This is a genomic window from Corynebacterium sp. HMSC072G08 (assembly GCF_001809185.1).
Classification (GTDB): domain Bacteria; phylum Actinomycetota; class Actinomycetes; order Mycobacteriales; family Mycobacteriaceae; genus Corynebacterium; species Corynebacterium phoceense.
The window spans coordinates 1-18,776 of sequence record NZ_KV796434.1; the positions used below are offsets into that span (position 1 = coordinate 1).

Consider the following 18,776-nt stretch of genomic DNA (forward strand, 5'->3'; position numbering starts at 1 on the left):
AGAATCAGACACGCTTTCTGCTACTTAGCCCGATGACCACGAAGACCGACTTCGAGCCGCTGTCCAAGGCAGTGCTCGAAGGACTCGGCGGAGCAGACAACGTCAGCTCCGTGACCCACTGCGCCACGCGTCTGCGCTTCAAGATTAAAGACGCCTGTAAAGTCAACGACTCAAAGATTGAGGACACCGCGGGCGTCATTGCGCTCATGAAGGCCGGTGGCCAGCATCAGATCGTCATTGGCAACGATGTGCCATTTGCGTATGACGCCGTGGTGTCGCTACCCGGTATGGCGACCAAGGGTGCCAAGGGCGCAGCGGTCGAAGATTCCGATGAAGACAATGGAGAAAAGCCCAACGCATTTAACGCCTTCATCCAGCTCATTTCTTCGCTGTTTACTCCAATCCTGTGGCCCCTCGCCGGCATTGCCCTCGTCAAAGCATTCCTCTCTGCTGGAACAAACCTGGGCTGGTTTGACACCGAATCCACGAATTACATCGTCTTTGCTGCACTGGCAGACGGCCTGTTCTTCTTCCTGCCCATGTTCCTCGCAGTGACCGCCGCACGTCGGTTCAAGATGAACGAGTTTATCGCCATGGCGACCGTTGCTCCGCTCGTCTACCCGAGCATTATCGGGCTCGCTTCGGTTGACGCTGACCTCAAGCTTCTCGGTATTCCGCTCACGGCGATGGATTACAGCTCGTCCGTCATTCCGGCCATCGTCACCGTGTGGCTGGCCAGCTACGTGCAGCATTACTGCGAGAAGATTCTGCCTTCCGCGGTGCGCAACTTCATGACTCCAGTCCTCGTCTTGCTCATCATGGTCCCCATCGTCCTGCTCACTGTAGGCCCCCTGACTATGAAGCTGGCCGCGTGGATTTCTGCTGGCGTCGCCTGGCTGTTCCAGGTCGCTCCGTGGCTGGCCGGGGGTTTGCTCGGTGCTTTCTGGCAGGTCCTCGTCATCTTCGGTCTGCACTGGGGCTTCGTCCCTATCTTCCTCAATGACATCGCCAACCTGGGCCATTCCGCGATGATGGCACCTCTCCAGGCAGCCGTAATGGCCCAAGCCGCAGCAGTTACCGCTGTCGCACTCCGGTCGCACCTTCCGGCGCGTCGCAAGCTCGCCGGCCCGTCCGCTGTCTCCGGCATCCTGGCGGGTGTTACTGAACCTGCCATCTACGGCATCAACCTCCCACTCAAGGTTCCGTTCTACGCTGGCGTCGTGGGTGGTGCTGTCGGCGGCATCATCATCGGCCTGGCCGGTGTGTCCTTCAACTCCTTCACGTTCCCGTCCCTGCTCGCATTCCCTGCGGCACTGGGCGAAGGCAACTTCCTCATGTTCGTCATCGGCACGATTATCGCCATGGTCATCGCGTTTGTCGGTACCTGGATCCTGCTCCCCCGCGCTGAGCGCAGGGAAGAAGAAGCCAAGGCCGCTAAGGCCGCAGCCGAGCTCGAAGCCACTGAAGGCGACGACAACACGGCCGCTGCAACAGAGGACGCGTCGTCTGACACGGTGCTCATCCCCGTCAACGGCACGGTCATCCCGCTCGACGAGGTTGAAGACAAGGTCTTCGCTTCAGGCGCCATGGGCGAATCCATCGCCGTCGAGCCATCGAATGGACAGGTGCTCGCACCGGTATCGGGCAAAGTCATCGCCGCTCCCAAGTCCGGCCACGCCGTCGGCATCAAGTCAGCTGGTGGCGTCGAGACCCTCGTTCACGTAGGCATCGACACGGTTCAGATGGACGGCGAGGGCTTTACGCCCCACGTCACGGTGGGCGACCACGTCCAAGCTGGCCAGCCCATCGTCGACGTGGACCTCGACGCGGTAGCTAAGGCTGGGTACAAGGCCACGACCCTTCTCATTGTCACCAATTCGAAGAAGCTCAGCACGGTCGAGCACCTCGCACAGCCTGGCTTGGTCGTCGCTGGAGAACCCGGCCTGCGCGCGGCGAAGTAATCCACTTATCCCTAGGCTGGACACCAACGTCCTGCCTTCCAGCACTCATCACAAGGAGAAATCCATACATGTTCCCACAGAATTTCCTTTGGGGCGGCGCCACCGCCGCAAACCAAATCGAAGGCGCATACAACGTGGATGGCAAGGGCCTGAGCATCCAAGACGTCATGCCCGATGGCTTGCAAACTCCGCCCACGGAAGGCCCCACGGATGACAACCTCAAGCTTGAGGCCATCGATTTCTATCATCGCTATGCCGAGGACATCGCACTGTTCGGTGAGATGGGCTTTAAGACCTTCCGCTTCTCCATTGCCTGGAGCCGCATCTTCCCACGCGGCGATGAAGATGAGCCGAACGAGGAGGGCCTGCGCTTCTATGACCGCGTGCTCGACGAACTCGAGAAGTACGGCATCGAGCCCCTCGTCACGCTGAGCCACTACGAAACACCTCTCGCCATCGCACGCGAGTACGGCGGGTGGTCCAACCGTGAAGTCATCAACTTCTTTGAGAAGTACTGCCGCACCGTGTTCGAGCGTTACAAGGGTCGCGTGCACTACTGGCTCACCTTCAACGAGATTAATTCGGTACTCCACTTCCCGTTCTTCGGTGGTCTCGAGGGCACGCCAGAGGAGGTTGGCCCGCAGAAGCTTTACCAAGCTGTCCACCACGAACTCGTGGGCTCTGCACGTGTCACTAAGATTGCACACGAGATAGACCCGAACAACAAGGTCGGCTGCATGATCATCGCGGTGCCACGCTACCCGCTAACGCCGAATCCACAGGATGCCCTCAAAGCGCTGGATAAGAGCCACGATGACCTTGCCTTTGGTGATATCCACTGCCGTGGGTACTACCCGGGTTACTACCTGCGCAAGCTCAAGAACCTCGGTGTCGAGCTGGATATCACTGAGCAGGATCGTGACGACCTTACCAACACGGTCGACTTCGTCTCCTTCTCCTACTACATGTCCGTGTGCGAAACCGCTGATCCGGCCAAGGACACGGCAGGTCAAGGAAATATCGTGGGTGGCGTTCCCAACCCGACCCTCGTGGCCTCCGAGTGGGGCTGGCAAATCGACCCGGTCGGCCTGCGCATCATCATGAACGAATACTGGGACCGCTGGCAGAAGCCGCTGTTCATCGTTGAAAACGGCTTGGGTGCCAAAGACAAGCTCGTCGATGGCCCCGAAGGCCCCACTGTCGAGGATGACTACCGCATCGACTACCTGAACCAGCACCTGGTCCAGGTCGGCGAGGCTGTCGAGGACGGTGTCGAGGTCCTCGGCTACACCACGTGGGGCTGCATCGACTTGGTCTCCGCATCGACAGCGCAGATGTCCAAGCGTTACGGCTTCATCTACGTCGACCGCGACGATGACGGCTCCGGCACGCTCGATCGCTACAAAAAGAAGTCCTTCGACTGGTACAAAGAGGTCATCGCCACCAACGGCGAGTCCCTCACCAAGTAGTCCCGCCCGTTCCCATCCAAAGAGAGGCAATCTGCAGCGATGAAGGTCGTGCGTGTGCTCAATAACAACGTCGTCCTCGCGGTCGACGAGACCGGCGCGGAAGCCATCCTCACTGGGTGGGGCGTGGGCTTCCAAGCGAAGCCTGGCCAGCCGGTCAAGACTGACAAAGTCACGCGCACGTTCAGGCCCGAAAATGATCGCGATAGCGATACCCTCGCGCAACAGCTCGCGGCGCTGGACCCCAGGTTCCTCGCCGCGGCCGATGACGCGCTCCGTGCCGAATTCGAGGATCGAGGCTCGGCCACCGTTGTGGCCCTCGCTGACCACCTCAGCGTCGCTGCGGTGCGCGTTGCTGCCGATGCCGCCACCGCCGCCCAGCCGCATCCACTCACCGCCGAGGTCAAGCACCTCTACCCCGCTGAGTACGCGGCCGGAGAGCGGATTCTTGCCCACGTGAACAAGCAGCTCGAGCTCGACCTGCCGCAGGTCGAGGCCGTTGCCATCGCCATGCACTTGGTCAACGCTGGTTTCCACACAGACGGCCTTGCGGAAACCTACCGCATGACGGGCGTGTTCGGGCAGCTCTTCGACATCATCGATACAAGCTTTGACATCGAACTCGACCGTCAGTCCATTTCCGCCGCACGTTTTATCACGCACATGCGCTACTTCTTCGTGCGCGTGAACGAAGGCCGGCAGCTCAACGAGGGCATGAGCGTCCTCAAAGACAGCCTGCAGCTGTCCCACCCGCAAGCGGTAACCTGCGCCAGCCGCCTCGCCTCCGTCCTCGAGCTGCGCCTTGGCGCGCCGCTCACTGACGACGAGGTGAGCTACCTTGCGCTGCACGTCGCGCGTCTCGTCGGCGAGCACCACGCTGCGCAGTAGACAGGCCATGCATGACGAAAGCCTCCAACCGAAGTTGGAGGCTTTCGCTATTTTGTACCCCGTACGGGATTTGAACCCGTGTTACCGGCGTGAGAGGCCAGCGTCCTAGGCCGCTAGACGAACGGGGCATAGAACTAGTGTTACTGCTTGTTCCAGCAGTAAACACTGCTGGCCTACCAGGACTCGAACCTAGAATGACGGTACCAGAAACCGTTGTGTTGCCAATTACACCATAGGCCATTGTCATCAAGTGCTTGTCTCTTTCACCTTGCCGGTGTAAGTGACTCGCTCTGTGCGACGAGATATAACTATAGGCAAGAACGGTACGTGTGACAAATCGGCAGGTCAGGACGTGTTCTCAAGGTGACATCGCGTGGCTAATTGTGTTAGCTTCATTGTTACACGGGCACGCGTAGAATCTATCGCCCGCCGGAAGAAAGATACGTTCATGAGCCGTACGGACGAGATTGTCACCGCCGCCCGCCTGCTCCTACAGGACTACGGGTGGCCAGAGATTTCTATTCGCGACATCGCCAATGAAATCGGTATCAAGGCGCCGAGTCTCTACAAGCACGTCTCCGGTATGGAGGAAATCGCGGCTCTCGTCGCCACAGAGGCACTCAGCGAATACGGTCAGCATCTGCGCGAGGGATGGGAAGAAAACGGCGCCACAGGGGTCCTCGCCGCCCACCGCGACTATTTCCGTGAGAACCCCTATCTCTACGAGCTCATGACGGGCCGACTCTTCCCGCGCGAGTACTTGCCCAGGGACTTGCCGGGCTGGGCGCGCGAGCCCTTCCACTGGATGGCCGACAACAATACGCAGTTGGGGCTGAGCTACACCGCCATGGCGCATGGCCTGGCACTGCTCGAGCTGCGCGACGGACATATCCCCGACCCCCAGTGGGAATACGTCGTCGCCGATTAAAACACGCGAAACCCCCGCCAACCGGAAGGTTGCGGGGGCATCGGCAAGCTCTTAGGTCTCGGGCGCCTGGTACGGCGTCACGGCCAAGGCAGCCTTGAGACGCGCGATGGTCGACTCCTTGCCCAAGAGTTCCATGGACTCGAAGAGCGGCGGGGAGACCTGCTGACCGGACATGCCAACACGCAGGGCGCCGTAGGCCTTGCGCGGCTTAAGTTCCAAGTCCTCGATGAGAGCCTTGGACAGCGCAGGCTCGATGTTGGCGGTGGTCCAGTCCTCGATGCCCTCGAGGGCGGCGATGCCCACCTCGAGCGGCTGGACGGCGTCCTCCTTGAGGTTCTTCTTCGCAGACTTCGAGTCTAGCTCGAGCTTGTCATCCGGGATGATGAGGAACTTGAGCAGGTCGTAGGCGTCCGAGAGCACCTTGATGCGCGTCTGGACGAGATCCGCGGCGATGGTGAACTTCGCGTCGCCATAGTCGGCTGGGAAGTCGGTGTACTCGGTGAAGTACGCGCGCAGGCGGTCCTTGAAGACCTCCGGAGCGAGCAGGCGAATGTGGTCCGCGTTGATGGCCTCGAGCTTCTTCTGATCAAAGCGGGCCGGGTTGCCTAGAACGTCCTTGACGTCGAAGTTGGCGATGAGCTCCTCGACGGAGAAGATGTCCTGCTCCGCAGACAGGGACCAGCCCAAAAGGGACAGGTAGTTGAGCATACCCTCGGGGATGATGCCGTTGTCGCGGTGGTTGAACAGGTTGGACTGCGGGTCACGCTTGGACAGCTTCTTGTTGCCCTCACCCATAACGAACGGCAGGTGACCGAACTGCGGAGTCTGCTTGGCAATGCCAAGTTCGACCAGCGCCTCATACAGGGCCAGCTGACGCGGGGTCGAGGACAGCAGGTCCTCACCGCGGAGGACGTGCGTGATGTTCATCAGTGCGTCATCAACCGGGTTGACCAGCGTGTACAGCGGCGCGCCGTTGGAGCGGGCTACCACATAGTCGGGTTGAGTCTCAGACTTAAAGGTCATCTCGCCGCGGACGAGATCGTTCCAGGTCCAGTCCTTGTCCGGCATGCGCAGGCGCCACACAGGCTTGCGACCTTCGGCCTTGAAGGCCTCGATCTGCTCCTCGGTGAGGTTGCGGTCGTAGTTATCGTAGCCCAGCTTCGGATCGCGGCCAGCCGCCTTGTGGCGCTCCTCAACCTCTTCCGCGGTGGAGTACGCCGGGTAAACATAGCCGCCATCAATGAGCTTCTGCAGGACGTCCGCATAGATGTCCATGCGCTGAGACTGGCGGTACGGGCCGTCGGGACCGCCGACGTTGACGCCTTCGTCCCAGCCCAAGCCAAGCCACTCGAGCGAGTCGATGATGGCCTGGTAGGACTCTTCCGAGTCACGGGCGGCGTCAGTATCTTCGATACGGAAGATGAGCTTGCCGCCGGTGTGGCGGGCATAAGCCCAGTTGAACAGGGCGGTGCGGACCATGCCCACGTGGGGCGTGCCGGTCGGGGACGGGCAGAATCGAACCCGAATGTCACTAGCGTTCTCAGTCATGCCCACCATGGTAGACCAGCACGGACGAACACTCAGAACGAGGCGGGGGTAAGCGTAATGGAAACAACTATCAATAAATGCTGGCCACAAAAATTTCACGGGGGTATCCACTAACGGTAATGAAAGTCATCACCTATAGTGTGCTCCGTTCCAAAATAACTGAAGAAAGGACCCTCGTGTCTCGCATTCACTCTCGCTCTCTCGCTCTGCTCACCGCAGTAGCTCTGGTCTCCCCCGCCGTCGCGCACGCCGGCCCGGACGACGGCCGCACCGTCGCCACCGCCGCGCACGTCGACTCGCCGAAGACCTTCTGGGCAAACGACACGTTCGTCCTCAAGTCCGAGGTCTCAGGCACAACGACTCCCCTGGACGATACTGTTGCGTGGGTTGGAAAAGGTTACGGGAGCGACGGCCGGAATCAATACCAGTTCACACTGCCCAAAAATGGCCTCTTCGACTTTTTTGGCGAACCAGGCGAGACTTACTACACCGCTCCGGCTGCTACCTGGGGATCCCAACAGCCAATTTGGATGGGATTTGGGGCCGACGCTGGGCTTCCCATGGAAGCTTTCCGCGATCACACCGCGTCACTCGACCTCCTCTCTGTCAATGGCCCCGGCGACGTCGAGCTGTTTAGCTATCTTGATTCCGAATCTGGCCTACACCGTTTGCTCGGCACTTCTCAGGACTCCCCGAAGTCCATTCCGCTCACCGCAGGAAGTCACTTCCACAACTACACGGCATTTTCTAAGCCGGGCCGTTATGAGCTGACGTACCGCACCACCGCGCGCGGCAAGGACGGAAAACTCATCGCCTCGCAACCGACCGTCGCCGTAGTGCAAGTAGGCGGCCAGTCCCCCAAGGCGGAAAAGACTCAGAGCACGCGCGAGCGCTTCGACGCAGCCAAGCCCGGCTCCCAGGCTGAGCTTGCCGATGCCGCTTACTCCCTGAGCGTGGCTCCCAAGGCAAAGCGGTCCCAGGAAGGTGATGAGCACCTGTCGACGCTCAAGTTCGAGGCCGGAAACAAAGCTAACGGCACGCTCACGCTTTTTATCGACGGCTACTTCCTCACAGATCTGGACGTCAAGGACGGTACTGCACAGTGGGACGAGTTCTTGGGCCCCAAGGACTCCCAGATCCAGGCTGTATTTACCCCGGACGATGGCCCGCGCTGGGTCTCAACGCCGCTGCACTACACCCCCGGAAAGGAAGCCGCCGTCACCTCCGAGGATTCGGCGGAGACCTGGTCCGACCACACCGGCGACGCGTCAACGGTGCGCCAGCTACAAGACACGGAAGAGCCGACCGTCACGAATTCGAAGTTCACCGCTCACATTGAGCCGTACGGCGAATCCTCCTCCAAGCTCGTCGTTGAGACCGAAGATAAGAACTTCAACGGATTCATCAGCGGCGGTTTCTACGATGGTGGTGACGCCACATACGCGGGGCTCGACTTCGAAGGCTATATCCACAATGGTCACGGCGAGGTCCTGATCGGTGACGAGAACCTCTACAACGGCCAGGAAGCCCGCGTTGTCGTCATCCCCCACCCGACCATCAAGGCTCAGTCCGGCACGGTCGTCCTCGCGAAGAGTTACCAGCGGGGCAAAACTTTCGACGCGAAGGGGACTTTGGGCAGTGCTACCGAATCCGAGTCCACTGGGTCTTCAGCAGCCCCAACACCGACGACTAAGCCACACCAGCAGCCCTCCGAACCGGCTGTGCCCGAAAAGAAGTGCTCGAGCAAGCACTTCCTCGACCACGGCCACGTGGACATCAAAGCGATGCGCGAGGGCGACAAGCTCACCACGGTGTTGGAGGACGAAACGTCCCTCGTGGACAAGGGCGTCGTCGACCGTCCGCTCGATGACGTCGTGCTCGCTGTCCACGACAACGCTCTCGTCAAGCGCAGCGAGCGCATGGGCGATAAGAAGCTCGACTTCATGGGCAAGGTTGGCGAGAAGTTCTATATGCTTCCGGAAACCCAAAACCACGACATCATCTGGCCGGGCTACAACACACAGTCCCTCGACTATGGGCAGACCAACGGAACCGTCAACCTAAACTTCGAACCGAAGTCCGTCCCGGAGGGTGCGACGTGGGGGCTGTTTATTAGTCGCAATCTTGGCCAAGAGCAGGAAGTGCTCATGGATTCGACCAAGGGTGACCACACGATCGAGACCGATTTCGCTACCCACACCCACACGACGTGGGCGTTCTCGAAGCCGGGCATCTACGAGTTCAAGGTCACCTACGACACCACCACCAAGGACGGCAAGAAGATCACCTCGGCTCCGCAGACGCTCACCCTCGCCGTTGGCGACCAGGCAATCAAGGACTGCAAGTCGGATCTCGACAACTCCCAGCCCTCTAACGAGGTCAAGCCGTCCGAGCCGCAGCCCTCTGATGACGTGAAGCCTTCGGACGAGGTCAAGCCGAAGCCCGCACCGAAGCCGGCCCCGAAGGCGGACGGCTCCAGCAACGCGAAGCCCTGGGGCTGGGTCATTCCGGTGGTCATCGCCGGTGTCTTCGGTGCGCTCGGCGGATTCTTCCGCGACCACGGCGCTGAGCTTTGGGCCCGCGTCCAAGAGATGCTTAAACGTTTCCGCTAACGACTAGGTAGCCCTCTGCCCCTCCACCGATGGCTCGTTTTCGAGCTGTCGGTGCGCAGCTCTTTACACAGACATCACAGACTTCTTTCTCATAAAGGGATAACCCCATGCTTGTTTCATCACGGACGACACGCTTTCTCGCGGTGTGGGCCACGCTGCTGCTCTGCGTCGTCGCGGGCGTACCGCACGCTCTCGCCGCCGAACGCTTCGATACTGGACACGTCGATGCCTTCTACGTCACCGCGCCGGGCGGTGACCTCACTCTCGGCTTGAAGGAAGACATCACCGGCAACGACGTGGAGCACTCCGGCGACGACGTCGTGCTCGTCGTCAAAGAATCAGCATGGAACTCGGTCACGGAAGGCATCCCGGACATCGGTGGCTCGTCCTACTTCCTGCCGCAGGACCAGGACCACTCGTTGCTCTGGCCGGGCTGGGATACGCAGCCAGCCGGCCGCGCAGGCTTCGACAACGTCGACTTGGTCTTCGAGGATGTCTCCGGGCCCGGTTCGGTATACGTCTTCCGCACCTCAAACTTCGGTGACGTCGAGCCAGTCACCGGCTCCGGCAGCATTGAACTCACGCGCGGGGAAACCATCAATCAGCCCTACGGTGCCCACCGTCACGCAAACTGGGCGTTTTCCAAGCCCGGCACGTACGAGATGACCGTCCACGCGGAAAGCAAGGGCAAGACCTCTAACTCCGTGACGTACACGTGGGAGGTCGGCGATTCTTCCGGTTCCGACCGCGATGTGGACCGCGACCACGGCAACGACGCCAAAGACGACGAAGACAACACCGACACGTCCACCAGCCATGGTTCGTTGAAGCGCACGCAGACCTCCACTTCGGCACAACCCTCGCGTGCCGCCGCACCGCGCTCAACCCAGGCGCGCGCAGCAGCCCCGCGTCCTGCCGCTCCTCGCCCGGCTGAGTCCGCCCCGGCCCCTGAGGCGGCATCGGAAAGCGCGGTCTGCGTGGCGGGGCTGAACCCCAAGATCAAAGACGACACGGTCAGCCCACCGGCCTGGATCGACGCGGATGGCGCGACGTTTTACATCTCAGATACCGGAAAGGTCGACCTGCCGCAGGACATCGGCCCCGTGCCGCAGGGCCCGGCGTGGATGATCGGCTCCACCCAAGTCGCCGGCGTGCCGTGGCTGGGTGCGAACACCCAGCACCCCACCATGCGCGAATATACATCGGGCCCGGTGACGTGGGACATCACGAGCTTTAACGGCCCCGGCGATGTCATGGTCTACACGCAAGGAGGGCTAGGCACGATTGTCGGCGACGAATGGTTCCGCGTCGTTGGCGGCCAAGCCCAAGGCGCGGTGGACATTCCAGAAAATACGCACGTTCACCCCAACTGGCTGTTTAGCCAGCCCGGCAACTACTCGCTGACCATTCGCCAGACCGCCACGACAACAGCCGGCGAGACTGTCAGCGGAGAGGCCACCCTCCACTTCGCGGTGGGCGGCGGACAGCCTAGTGGTGCGCTGAGCTCCGGCCACTTCGACTTCGGCGCAGAGGTCAACCCAGACGGCGGCGACTGCTCAACCGCGCCGGGTTCCATTGGCGTCGCACCGACTGGCGGTACGACGGGCTCGGGCGATTCTCATTCTGTGTCGGGTCGCTCGGCAGGCGTCTCCGGAGGCGACGCGGCAGTGCAACAAGCGGGTGCCGAATCGGGCACCCTGCGCCCAGGCACGAAGCTTGCTGCCTCGAGTGAGAGCTACCTGGCCTGGGGCGTGGGCGCGCTCGGTGTGGGCATGCTCGTGCTGGGACTGGGCGTCGGCCTGCTTGCCTGGACGCGATACCGTGCGTAAGGCGGCTCTCATACTCGCGGCGACGCTCGGCCTGAGCGGGTGTACGGCACCGACCCAGGAGGACGGCCTGCGCATCGTGGCGACGACGCCGATCATCGCGGATCTCGCACGCAATGTTGCGCCGGACGCGCACGTCACGACCCTCATCCCGGCGGGCAAGGACCCGCACTCTTTCGAGCCGACGCTGCGCACCTCGCGGGAGGTAGCCAATGCCGATGTCGCATTTGCCAATGGCCTTCTGCTCGAGCCGCAGACACTCATGGATTCCGTGCATAGCGTATCTTCAGGCCCCGTCGTCGACGTCGCCGACGTAGCGTCCACCCGCGGGGCAAAGCTCGTGCCGCTCGTGGAAAACGTGGCACTCGACGCGATCTGGCTTGGTCTGCGCGTCGCTGGTTCTAGGGATTCCGCCACCATTTCCTTGGACTCGGTTGAAGGGCCCGGATCGGTTGCGGCGTACGTCGTCTCGACATTCGGCACGCCGCGCGTCCTCTTTGACTCCTCGGACGGCGGTCCTGATTCAACGGAACTGCCCGGCAACGCGCACACGCACCTGTCCTGGGCTTTTAGCGCGCCGGGCATCTACCGTTTGCACTTGTCGTCCTCGCTGACCGAACCCGCAGTGATAACGATAGCGGTGGGCGTGACTCCCCCACCCGACCTCGATGTCATTGATGAGGGCCATCTCGACATCGCGGCGGATTCTTCCCGCGGCATCGTGCTGCGGGATGGCTCCGATGACTTCGATCCAGCGGCGAGTGTCATCGCCGTTCCGTCGTCGGTCCTGCAGGAGATTCCGCCGGACCCGTCCTATCGCTTCTTAGGCGTCCCCGGCAGCGAGACGTACCTCCTGCCGCAAGCGGTGCTCGGCCAACACATCCACGGCGAGGTCGACCCACATCTATGGCACAACGTGGCCAACGCCATGGCCTACGTCGACGTCATCGCAGACGAGCTCGCGCAAGTCGATCCGTCGCACGGCGCGGAATACCGCGATCATGCCCGTGCCTATAACGAGTCCTTGCGCGGGGTGGATTCCGAAATCCGCTCTCTCATCGCCGACATCCCGGAGCCACGCCGCAACCTTGTCACGACACACCACGGTTACGCATACCTCGAGCAGGGCTACGGCGTGCGCAGCGCCGGGTTCGTCACGCCGAATCCCGCCGTCGAGCCGTCCCCACGCGACGTCATCGCGTTGCGTCGCACGTTGGAGAATCTCGACGTCCCCGCCGTCTTTATCGAACCTTCCGAAGAAGCCAGTACGCAAACCCTGCGGGAGACCGCCTCCGCGGCAGGCCGACGCGTATGCACCATCTACGGCGACACCCTCGACGCGTCCGTCCCCACCTATATCGATCTAATGCGCTTTAACGCGCGCTCCCTTCACGACTGTTTAAAGGACTAATCATGAACCATCGCATTCCTACTCTTCTGCTCGCCGGCGCACTCGCTTTCACGGCGGCTCCGGCGTGGGCGGGTGACCTCGCGCAGGTTGTCTCCGCGGATGAGTCCGTCGCCCCGTCTGGCGAGGCCGCCGTTATCGACCACGGGCACGTGGACATGGGCGCGCTCATCGTCGACGGCCAGGCCCAGTTCAAGGCCCGCGACGACTCCCAGCCCACACCGGTGTGGCGTGACCCGAAAGATGTCGTCTTCGCCGTCGATGACAAGGCCCTGCAAACCCTGCCGGAGACCAATGACTTCGCCTTTACCGGCGCTCAGCCTGGCTCCCAGGTATGGGTCATCCCGCAGACCGAGGTCGCAGGAGTGCCCTGGCTGGGGTGGAATACCCAGGCACCGTCGTTGACCGAGGTCGCGGACCGCGGCGTGAACATCGAGTTCCTCGGCCACTCCGGCCCGGGCGATTTCTCACTCTTCCTTCAGAATGGCGGCTTCGAGGCGCCCCAACTGCTCTTTAGCACCGCCGAGCACGGCGAAGACTCCTTGTGGGTCGATCTGCACACGCACACCCACGCCAACTGGACGTTCACCGAGCCCGGCGCCCACAAGGTCGGCCTGCGCCTCACCACGACCACCACCTCGGGCGAGGAGCTTGCTACCGATGCCGTCCTCAACTTCGCCGTCGGCCCCGACGCCGCCACGCCCCAGGCTGCCGATGCCGCCCGTTCCCTCCCCTTCGAACCCACCACAGCGTCCGCAGGCTTCGCCGGACTGCCGATGTGGGCCTGGTGGACCGTGGGCATCGTCCTTGCACTCGTCGTCCTCGGCGCACTCGGCGCCGCGCTGCGGGGTGTTCGCCGTGGCTAATCCCGCTATCACTGCGTCCGATGTCTCCGTCGCGTTAGGCGGCCGCCGAGTAGTCAGGGACGCCTCCTTGACGGTCGAGTCCGGCGAATTCATCGGTCTGCTCGGCCCCAACGGTGCAGGCAAGACGACGCTCCTGCGCTCAATACTCGGTCTCGTGCGCTATTCCGGTTCCATCACCACGCGCGCCGCGCTGGGTTACGTTCCCCAGCGCCACGACGTTGCGTGGGATTTTCCCATCACCGTCGCCGACTGTGTCGCGAGCGGCCGCACGCGCCGGTTCGGCTGGCTTCGACGCGTCGACCATCGCGCAGCACAAGAAGCAATCGCGTTGGTTGGCCTCACGGAGTTTGCCCGCCGTCCCATCGAGCAGCTCTCCGGCGGACAACGCCAACGCGTGCTCATCGCGCGTGCTCTCGCCACGCGTCCCGATGTCCTCCTTCTCGACGAGCCGTTTACCGGCCTCGACGCTCCGAATACCGAGTCGCTCCTCGCGCTCTTTGAGGAACTCACCCAAGCGGGAACGTCCATCCTCATGTCGACGCATAATCTGGCCGAGGCTGCCCACACGTGCCACCGCCTCGTGCTTTTCAATCGCACCGTCATCGCGGATGGCCCCGCGGCCGACATCCTCGCCACACCGCAGCCGTGGGTCGACACCTTCGGAGTATCCGCCCACTCGCCTCTCCTCGCTGCCGTGGGGGTCGCATGCTAGACGTCACGCTCCTCGATTTCTTCACTGACCTCGCCAACCCGCGCCTCGACTTCCTGCTCCACGCCGTCATCATGGCGATCCTCGCCGCGTGCGTGTGCGGCGTCGTGGGCTGCTACGTCGTCCTGCGCGGCATGGCCTTTATCGGCGATGCCGTCTCCCACGCCGTCTTCCCCGGCCTCGCCGTCGCCTTTGCACTGCACACCTCTGTGCTCCTTGGTGGCGCCGTCGCTGGCTGCGCCGTCGCCCTGCTCATCGCCGTCTTCGCGCAGCGCCGCCACATCCGCGAGGATTCCATCATCGGCATTTTCTTCGCCGCATCCTTCGCTTTGGGCATGCTCATCATCTCCCGCATCGACGGCTATACCGCGTCACTCACGAGCTTCCTCTTCGGCTCGCTCACGGGCGTTTCGCGCACCGACCTCATTGCGGCCGTCGCAGTCAACGTCGTCGTCATCGGACTCGTCATTCTCATCGGTCCACAGCTCACCGCCGCGTGTCTCGACCGCGAGACCGCCCGCGCCATGGGCCTGCCCGTCGCGGTCCTCGACGTCGTTCTGTATCTCGCGGTCACCGCCGCCATAGTCATCTCCGTGGGCACTATCGGCAACATTCTGGTCCTGGCACTGCTCATCACGCCGGCCGCGACCGCCCGCCTGCTCACCACGAGCCTGCGGTCCATGATGGCGCTTTCCGCACTCATTGGCGCTCTCGGCTCCTTCGTGGGCATCTATCTCGCTTGGGCCATCGACCTTCCTGCCGGCGCCACCATCGTTCTCGTGCTTACTGCCTGCTTCCTTCTTGTCTGGGCGCTGAGCCCTCTGCTTCCCACTTTCCGTACTGCAAAGGAGACTTCGTCATGCGCCGCCTAGCGCTCGTCACCGCCGCCGTTTTGTCCACCAGCGCACTCGTCCCCTTCGCCGCTGCCGCACCCCGCTGCGGCGACGAAGCCACGCTCACCATTTCCAATTCCAACTCGCTGCGCACCACCGACGGAGCCGACGCGACGCTCCACGTCACCAACGACTCCTCCGATGCCGTCACTCTCACGCTCGATGACTCCAAGGGCACCGGAACCACCCGCTTCGACGAGACCACAGTCCCTCCGAATTCCGAGGAGGACATCGACATCGATTTCTCCGAGGACGGCGACTACACGCTCACGCTCCGCGTAGCGACTGCGGACGCGGACGCCACCGCCTCCGTGAAGTATTCGGTCGGCGCCCCGTGCGACGCGGAGGAATCCACCGACCCGCGCAGACTCGCCAAGGACATCAAAGGCATCGACAAAGAAATAGGCAAGCTCGATCGCGAGCTCGACAAAACCTACAAAGAGGCCGAGTCCTTCCTCAAAGTGTCCTCAGCCCCAAGCACTCGGCCCTCCACGCTCTCTGAAACGACTTCCTCCCGCGCTACACCGCCCCACGTCGCTCCGAATGCTGAGCCGACCGAGCGCGACAACTCCGTACCGGATGTAACAGCCCCCGCACCCGTAAAGTCAAGCCCACAGGATGGAAATAATGGCGCTGCGTCGAAGATCCAGGCTCCCACGCCTGCGGCTTCCAAGCCCCAGAAAGCCGCAGCCCCAGCTCCGCGCAAGGAAGCCGAGACTCCAGCGGAACCCGCCGAGAGCAACCCCATTCGCCCGGCCCAGATCACTCCAATAAGCACTTCGAGCGACATCACCAACTTCTGGGCAGGCGTGCTCGCAGGCTTCGGCGGTGCTTTCCTCATCTTCGGAGTCGGCCTGCTTCTCTTTGTCGCACGCCGTCCGAAGCAGCCAGAAAAGAAAGAAAAGCCCGCGGACACAACAGTGATTCCGCGGGTGGACTAGGCAGTAAGAGCTACGCCGTCGGCGCGGGAGCCGGGACGACGTACTTGTGCTTATCGGAGAGGAAGTTCCACACCTCGTTGGCGGCATCGGGAGCCCAGAACCAGGTGTGGTCCGCCGGGACCTTAAGGAGCTCGACCGGCTGCTGGCAACCGTTGAAGTTGAGGCGCTCGGAACCGCTGGCGGCGGGCTCCGACATAAAGGTCATGTCGCAGCGGTTGCGGTTGAGGTAGCCGCCGAGGACCGTGCGAACGGGCAGGTAACCGGCCTCGTGTCGGGTGCCGCCGTCGTAGGTCATCATCTTATCCGCGGTGCCGTGCATGATGAGGGTGGCCATGGGGGCATCGACGCAATTCATCTCAACCGGGTTGTAGAAGGCACCGGAGACCATCGCGACGGCGGCAAAGGTGTCCTGCGCGTGGCAGCCCAGGACGGAGGTAAAGCCGCCACCGTTGGACATGCCCATGGCGTAGACGCGGGACCGATCGACGCGGTAGTCGAGGTCGATATCGTCAAGGATGCGCTTGATGAAGCGGATGTCCTCGCCGTCGCGAGTCTTGGCGTAAGGCGCGGCCTCCCAGGCACGCTCGTAGCCTTCGGGATAGACGATGATGGCTTCACCGTGGGCACCGGTGTTCTACATGCGGGCGTAGCTGGAGAAATTCTCTGGACTATCTTCCCAGCCGCCGAAGCCAAAGAGGGCGGGCGCGGCGTCATCGGGGTTGTAATTGTCGGGGATGCGCAGCAGATAACGGCGGGGCTTGCCCTCGTGTTCGACATCGACGGAGACAGTCTGGCCGTTGGCGACGGGCTGGACGGGATTCACCGTGGGGTCTTCCTGAACCGGGATTACTGGGACCGGTGCAGGTGCAACAGGCGTCGCTTCCTGCACTCCCTCGGGAACCAGTTGCTCACCGGCGGGCGCGCTATCGGCCGGGGTTTCAATGGGCGCGGGGGGCGGTAGGAACCTCGGCAAGCTGCTCCTGTACGGGAGCCGGCGCTGGGACTTCCTGCGCGTGAGCGGGGACAATGCCAATGGACAAAGCGGCGGCCACTGCAAGCACAACGAGGCGCCGTTTGACGAGATTCACATTAAACACTTTCGTCACTTTAGTTTCAGTTCTTTTCTCGTTTATCAGCTGACACGCTCGATTCCTTAAGAATTCCCCCACGAAGTAAGCTGGAGGTCTATGTTTTCTTCACGCCCTTCTACCGCGCCGGACTTTCTGCTCTCTCGCGCGACTGGCTCCGTGCGCACCCAGGGTGCCCAGCAGACCTTTGACGATCTCGATGCCGCCGTCGCAGCGCTCAGGTCCGGAGACGTCGAGATAATCGTGGGCGCGCTCCCCTTCGAACGCGGCGCACGGGTTGCCTTAACGGTGCCAGAGAGCATCATCCGCGAGGACGGCCCGCTGGAACCGCACGCGCATTACCGCAACAGAACGCTGAATGCGCGCGTCACCGGATTCGAACCAGAACCGGAAGAACATCTGCGTCGCGTCGAGGCTGCCATCGCCACGATTCAAGAGTCCAAGCTTGACAAAGTGGTCTTAGCGCGCGCAGTCGACATTGAATTCAGCGAACCCACCGACCCCCGACTGGTCGCCGCGCGACTCATTGACATGTCGTACCACCGCGACGGCTTCATCGCTGACCTCACCCCGGCAGGCCGCGAGGGCGCCATGCTCGTCGGCTCCTCGCCGGAGGTCCTTATCAAGCGCCAAGGATCCACAGTGAGCGCTTTCCCCTTGGCCGGTTCGGCGGCGCGCCAGAAAGACAAGGCACGCGACATCCTAGCCGGGCAGGACTTGGCCCGCTCCCCCAAGGATCTCCGGGAGCACGCCTTTGTGGTCGACCATCTGCGCCGAATCCTTTCACCACTGTGCGAAACTTTGGACGCGCCACTCACACCGCAACTCATGAAGACCAATGAAATGTGGCACCTGGGCACACCGGTAGTCGGCACGCTCAAGGACCCTCACTTGACCGCGCTCGAGCTCGCCGCGCTCGTCCACCCCACCCCAGCCATTTGCGGTACGCCTACCGATGCCGCCGAATCCGTCATCCAGACAGCCGAATCCGACCGCGGGTTCTACGCCGGTACCGTCGGCTGGTGCGATAACTCGGGCGATGGCGAATACATGGTCGCCATCCGCTGCGCGGAGGTCTCGGGCGACGGACTTACGGCACGGGCCTGGGCCGGTGGTGGAATCGTCTCCGACTCAGACGCCAACGCCGAGCTGGAAGAGACGTCCGCGAAGTTGCGCACTATTTTGCGAGCGCTCGGACTCTAAGTCCTACCCACCCCCTGGGTGGGCTTTTTTGTTTGCCTATTTGAGTATTCGAATCTATTGACGAACACATCTGGGGGTAGGTAAGCTTGTGAACGTAAGAATTAGAACACTCTATCTAAATCATTACTTCACACTCTCACTCACCGACAGGGGTAGCCCACATGACCACTCCTCCCGATAACACCACCAACCCACCACCACCAACCGAACCCACCGGCCCCTACTTCGCCCCCTTGAATCCCGCTGGCCCCTTGGGAGAATACGTCGCCATCCGCAACGAATTCTTCTGGAAGGCCATCCACCGCGTCCTTCCCACCCCCGGCGACGATATCGACATCGCCTTTTCCACCCTCGCCCGCAATCTCGATGTCTCACGCGACCGCGCTGAGAAGCTCTACCACGGGGTGGCCCGCATGGCCTCACTGCCCAAGCTCGCCGC

17 protein-coding genes and 2 tRNA genes are annotated in these 18,776 nt (G+C 62.2%); 13 read left to right on the forward strand and 6 right to left on the reverse strand.

The window, feature by feature from the left end:
• Positions 1-32 precede the first annotated feature (32 nt).
• The 3 genes from HMPREF2559_RS08640 to HMPREF2559_RS08650 all read left to right on the forward strand — a co-directional run bounded on the left by HMPREF2559_RS08640 (position 33) and on the right by HMPREF2559_RS08650 (position 4,315).
• Positions 33-1,961 carry a beta-glucoside-specific PTS transporter subunit IIABC gene (locus HMPREF2559_RS08640; RefSeq protein WP_070540329.1) on the forward strand — a complete coding sequence of 643 codons (1,929 nt, stop codon included), beginning with the start codon at positions 33-35 and terminating at the stop codon, positions 1,959-1,961.
• A 68-nt stretch (positions 1,962-2,029) separates the two neighbouring features.
• A complete protein-coding gene (locus HMPREF2559_RS08645) occupies positions 2,030-3,430 on the forward strand; it encodes a glycoside hydrolase family 1 protein (RefSeq protein WP_066487586.1) in 1,401 nt (466 codons plus the stop codon).
• A 39-nt stretch (positions 3,431-3,469) separates the two neighbouring features.
• Positions 3,470-4,315, forward strand: coding sequence for a PRD domain-containing protein (locus HMPREF2559_RS08650; protein ID WP_066487589.1), 846 nt, complete (start codon positions 3,470-3,472; stop codon positions 4,313-4,315).
• A 55-nt stretch (positions 4,316-4,370) separates the two neighbouring features.
• Here the strand turns inward: HMPREF2559_RS08650 and HMPREF2559_RS08655 are convergent.
• Positions 4,371-4,443: transfer RNA gene (locus HMPREF2559_RS08655), tRNA-Glu, on the reverse strand.
• Positions 4,444-4,483: 40 nt separating this feature from the next.
• A tRNA-Gln gene (locus tag HMPREF2559_RS08660) sits at positions 4,484-4,555 on the reverse strand.
• A 208-nt stretch (positions 4,556-4,763) separates the two neighbouring features.
• Here HMPREF2559_RS08660 and HMPREF2559_RS08665 point away from each other — a divergent pair.
• A complete protein-coding gene (locus HMPREF2559_RS08665; RefSeq protein ID WP_066510448.1) occupies positions 4,764-5,243 on the forward strand; it encodes a TetR/AcrR family transcriptional regulator in 480 nt (159 codons plus the stop codon).
• A 51-nt stretch (positions 5,244-5,294) separates the two neighbouring features.
• Here HMPREF2559_RS08665 and gltX read toward each other — a convergent pair whose 3' ends face one another.
• The gene (gene gltX / locus HMPREF2559_RS08670; RefSeq protein WP_083297814.1) at positions 5,295-6,800 is read right to left on the reverse strand and encodes a glutamate--tRNA ligase; all 1,506 of its coding nucleotides are present in this window, start codon (positions 6,798-6,800) and stop codon (positions 5,295-5,297) included.
• A gap of 167 nt (positions 6,801-6,967) precedes the next feature.
• Between gltX and HMPREF2559_RS08675 the strand changes: the two genes are divergently transcribed.
• The 7 genes from HMPREF2559_RS08675 to HMPREF2559_RS08705 all read left to right on the forward strand — a co-directional run bounded on the left by HMPREF2559_RS08675 (position 6,968) and on the right by HMPREF2559_RS08705 (position 16,046).
• A complete protein-coding gene (locus HMPREF2559_RS08675) occupies positions 6,968-9,403 on the forward strand; it encodes a choice-of-anchor M domain-containing protein (RefSeq protein ID WP_070540332.1) in 2,436 nt (811 codons plus the stop codon).
• Between the two features lie 107 nt (positions 9,404-9,510).
• The gene (locus HMPREF2559_RS08680) at positions 9,511-11,232 is read left to right on the forward strand and encodes a TIGR03773 family transporter-associated surface protein (RefSeq protein WP_070540335.1); all 1,722 of its coding nucleotides are present in this window, start codon (positions 9,511-9,513) and stop codon (positions 11,230-11,232) included.
• On the forward strand, positions 11,225-12,640 hold the full coding sequence (locus tag HMPREF2559_RS08685) for an anchored repeat ABC transporter, substrate-binding protein (protein ID WP_082723220.1): 1,416 nt from the start codon (positions 11,225-11,227) through the stop codon (positions 12,638-12,640). Before HMPREF2559_RS08680 ends, HMPREF2559_RS08685 begins: the two co-directional genes overlap by 8 nt.
• A gap of 2 nt (positions 12,641-12,642) precedes the next feature.
• Positions 12,643-13,503: a choice-of-anchor M domain-containing protein gene (locus tag HMPREF2559_RS08690; protein ID WP_066487609.1), complete on the forward strand. Its 861-nt coding sequence runs from the start codon at positions 12,643-12,645 to the stop codon at positions 13,501-13,503.
• Positions 13,496-14,215, forward strand: coding sequence for an anchored repeat-type ABC transporter ATP-binding subunit (locus tag HMPREF2559_RS08695; protein WP_066487637.1), 720 nt, complete (start codon positions 13,496-13,498; stop codon positions 14,213-14,215). The genes HMPREF2559_RS08690 and HMPREF2559_RS08695 overlap by 8 nt, the downstream gene beginning before the upstream one ends.
• Entirely contained in the window at positions 14,209-15,084 is an 876-nt protein-coding gene (locus HMPREF2559_RS08700) for an anchored repeat-type ABC transporter permease subunit (protein ID WP_066487612.1), read from the forward strand. Before HMPREF2559_RS08695 ends, HMPREF2559_RS08700 begins: the two co-directional genes overlap by 7 nt.
• On the forward strand, positions 15,072-16,046 hold the full coding sequence (locus HMPREF2559_RS08705) for a hypothetical protein (protein WP_066487615.1): 975 nt from the start codon (positions 15,072-15,074) through the stop codon (positions 16,044-16,046). The genes HMPREF2559_RS08700 and HMPREF2559_RS08705 overlap by 13 nt, the downstream gene beginning before the upstream one ends.
• 10 nt (positions 16,047-16,056) lie before the next feature.
• Here the strand turns inward: HMPREF2559_RS08705 and HMPREF2559_RS13280 are convergent, their stop codons facing one another.
• The 3 genes from HMPREF2559_RS13280 to HMPREF2559_RS13025 all read right to left on the reverse strand — a co-directional run bounded on the left by HMPREF2559_RS13280 (position 16,057) and on the right by HMPREF2559_RS13025 (position 17,143).
• The gene (locus HMPREF2559_RS13280; protein ID WP_353935776.1) at positions 16,057-16,656 is read right to left on the reverse strand and encodes a CE1 family esterase; all 600 of its coding nucleotides are present in this window, start codon (positions 16,654-16,656) and stop codon (positions 16,057-16,059) included.
• 24 nt (positions 16,657-16,680) lie between these two features.
• Positions 16,681-16,869 (reverse strand): alpha/beta hydrolase family protein, encoded by a 189-nt coding sequence (locus HMPREF2559_RS13285; protein ID WP_231725030.1) that lies wholly within the window; start codon positions 16,867-16,869, stop codon positions 16,681-16,683.
• A gap of 115 nt (positions 16,870-16,984) precedes the next feature.
• Entirely contained in the window at positions 16,985-17,143 is a 159-nt protein-coding gene (locus tag HMPREF2559_RS13025; protein ID WP_168162244.1) for a hypothetical protein, read from the reverse strand.
• 90 nt (positions 17,144-17,233) lie between these two features.
• Between HMPREF2559_RS13025 and HMPREF2559_RS08715 the strand changes: the two genes are divergently transcribed.
• Together HMPREF2559_RS08715 and HMPREF2559_RS08720 are read left to right on the forward strand one after the other, a co-directional pair.
• Positions 17,234-18,337 (forward strand): isochorismate synthase, encoded by a 1,104-nt coding sequence (locus tag HMPREF2559_RS08715; protein ID WP_066487618.1) that lies wholly within the window; start codon positions 17,234-17,236, stop codon positions 18,335-18,337.
• Positions 18,338-18,498: 161 nt separating this feature from the next.
• Positions 18,499-18,776: hypothetical protein (locus HMPREF2559_RS08720; protein ID WP_148138800.1), on the forward strand; the 278-nt coding region annotated here is incomplete at its 3' end.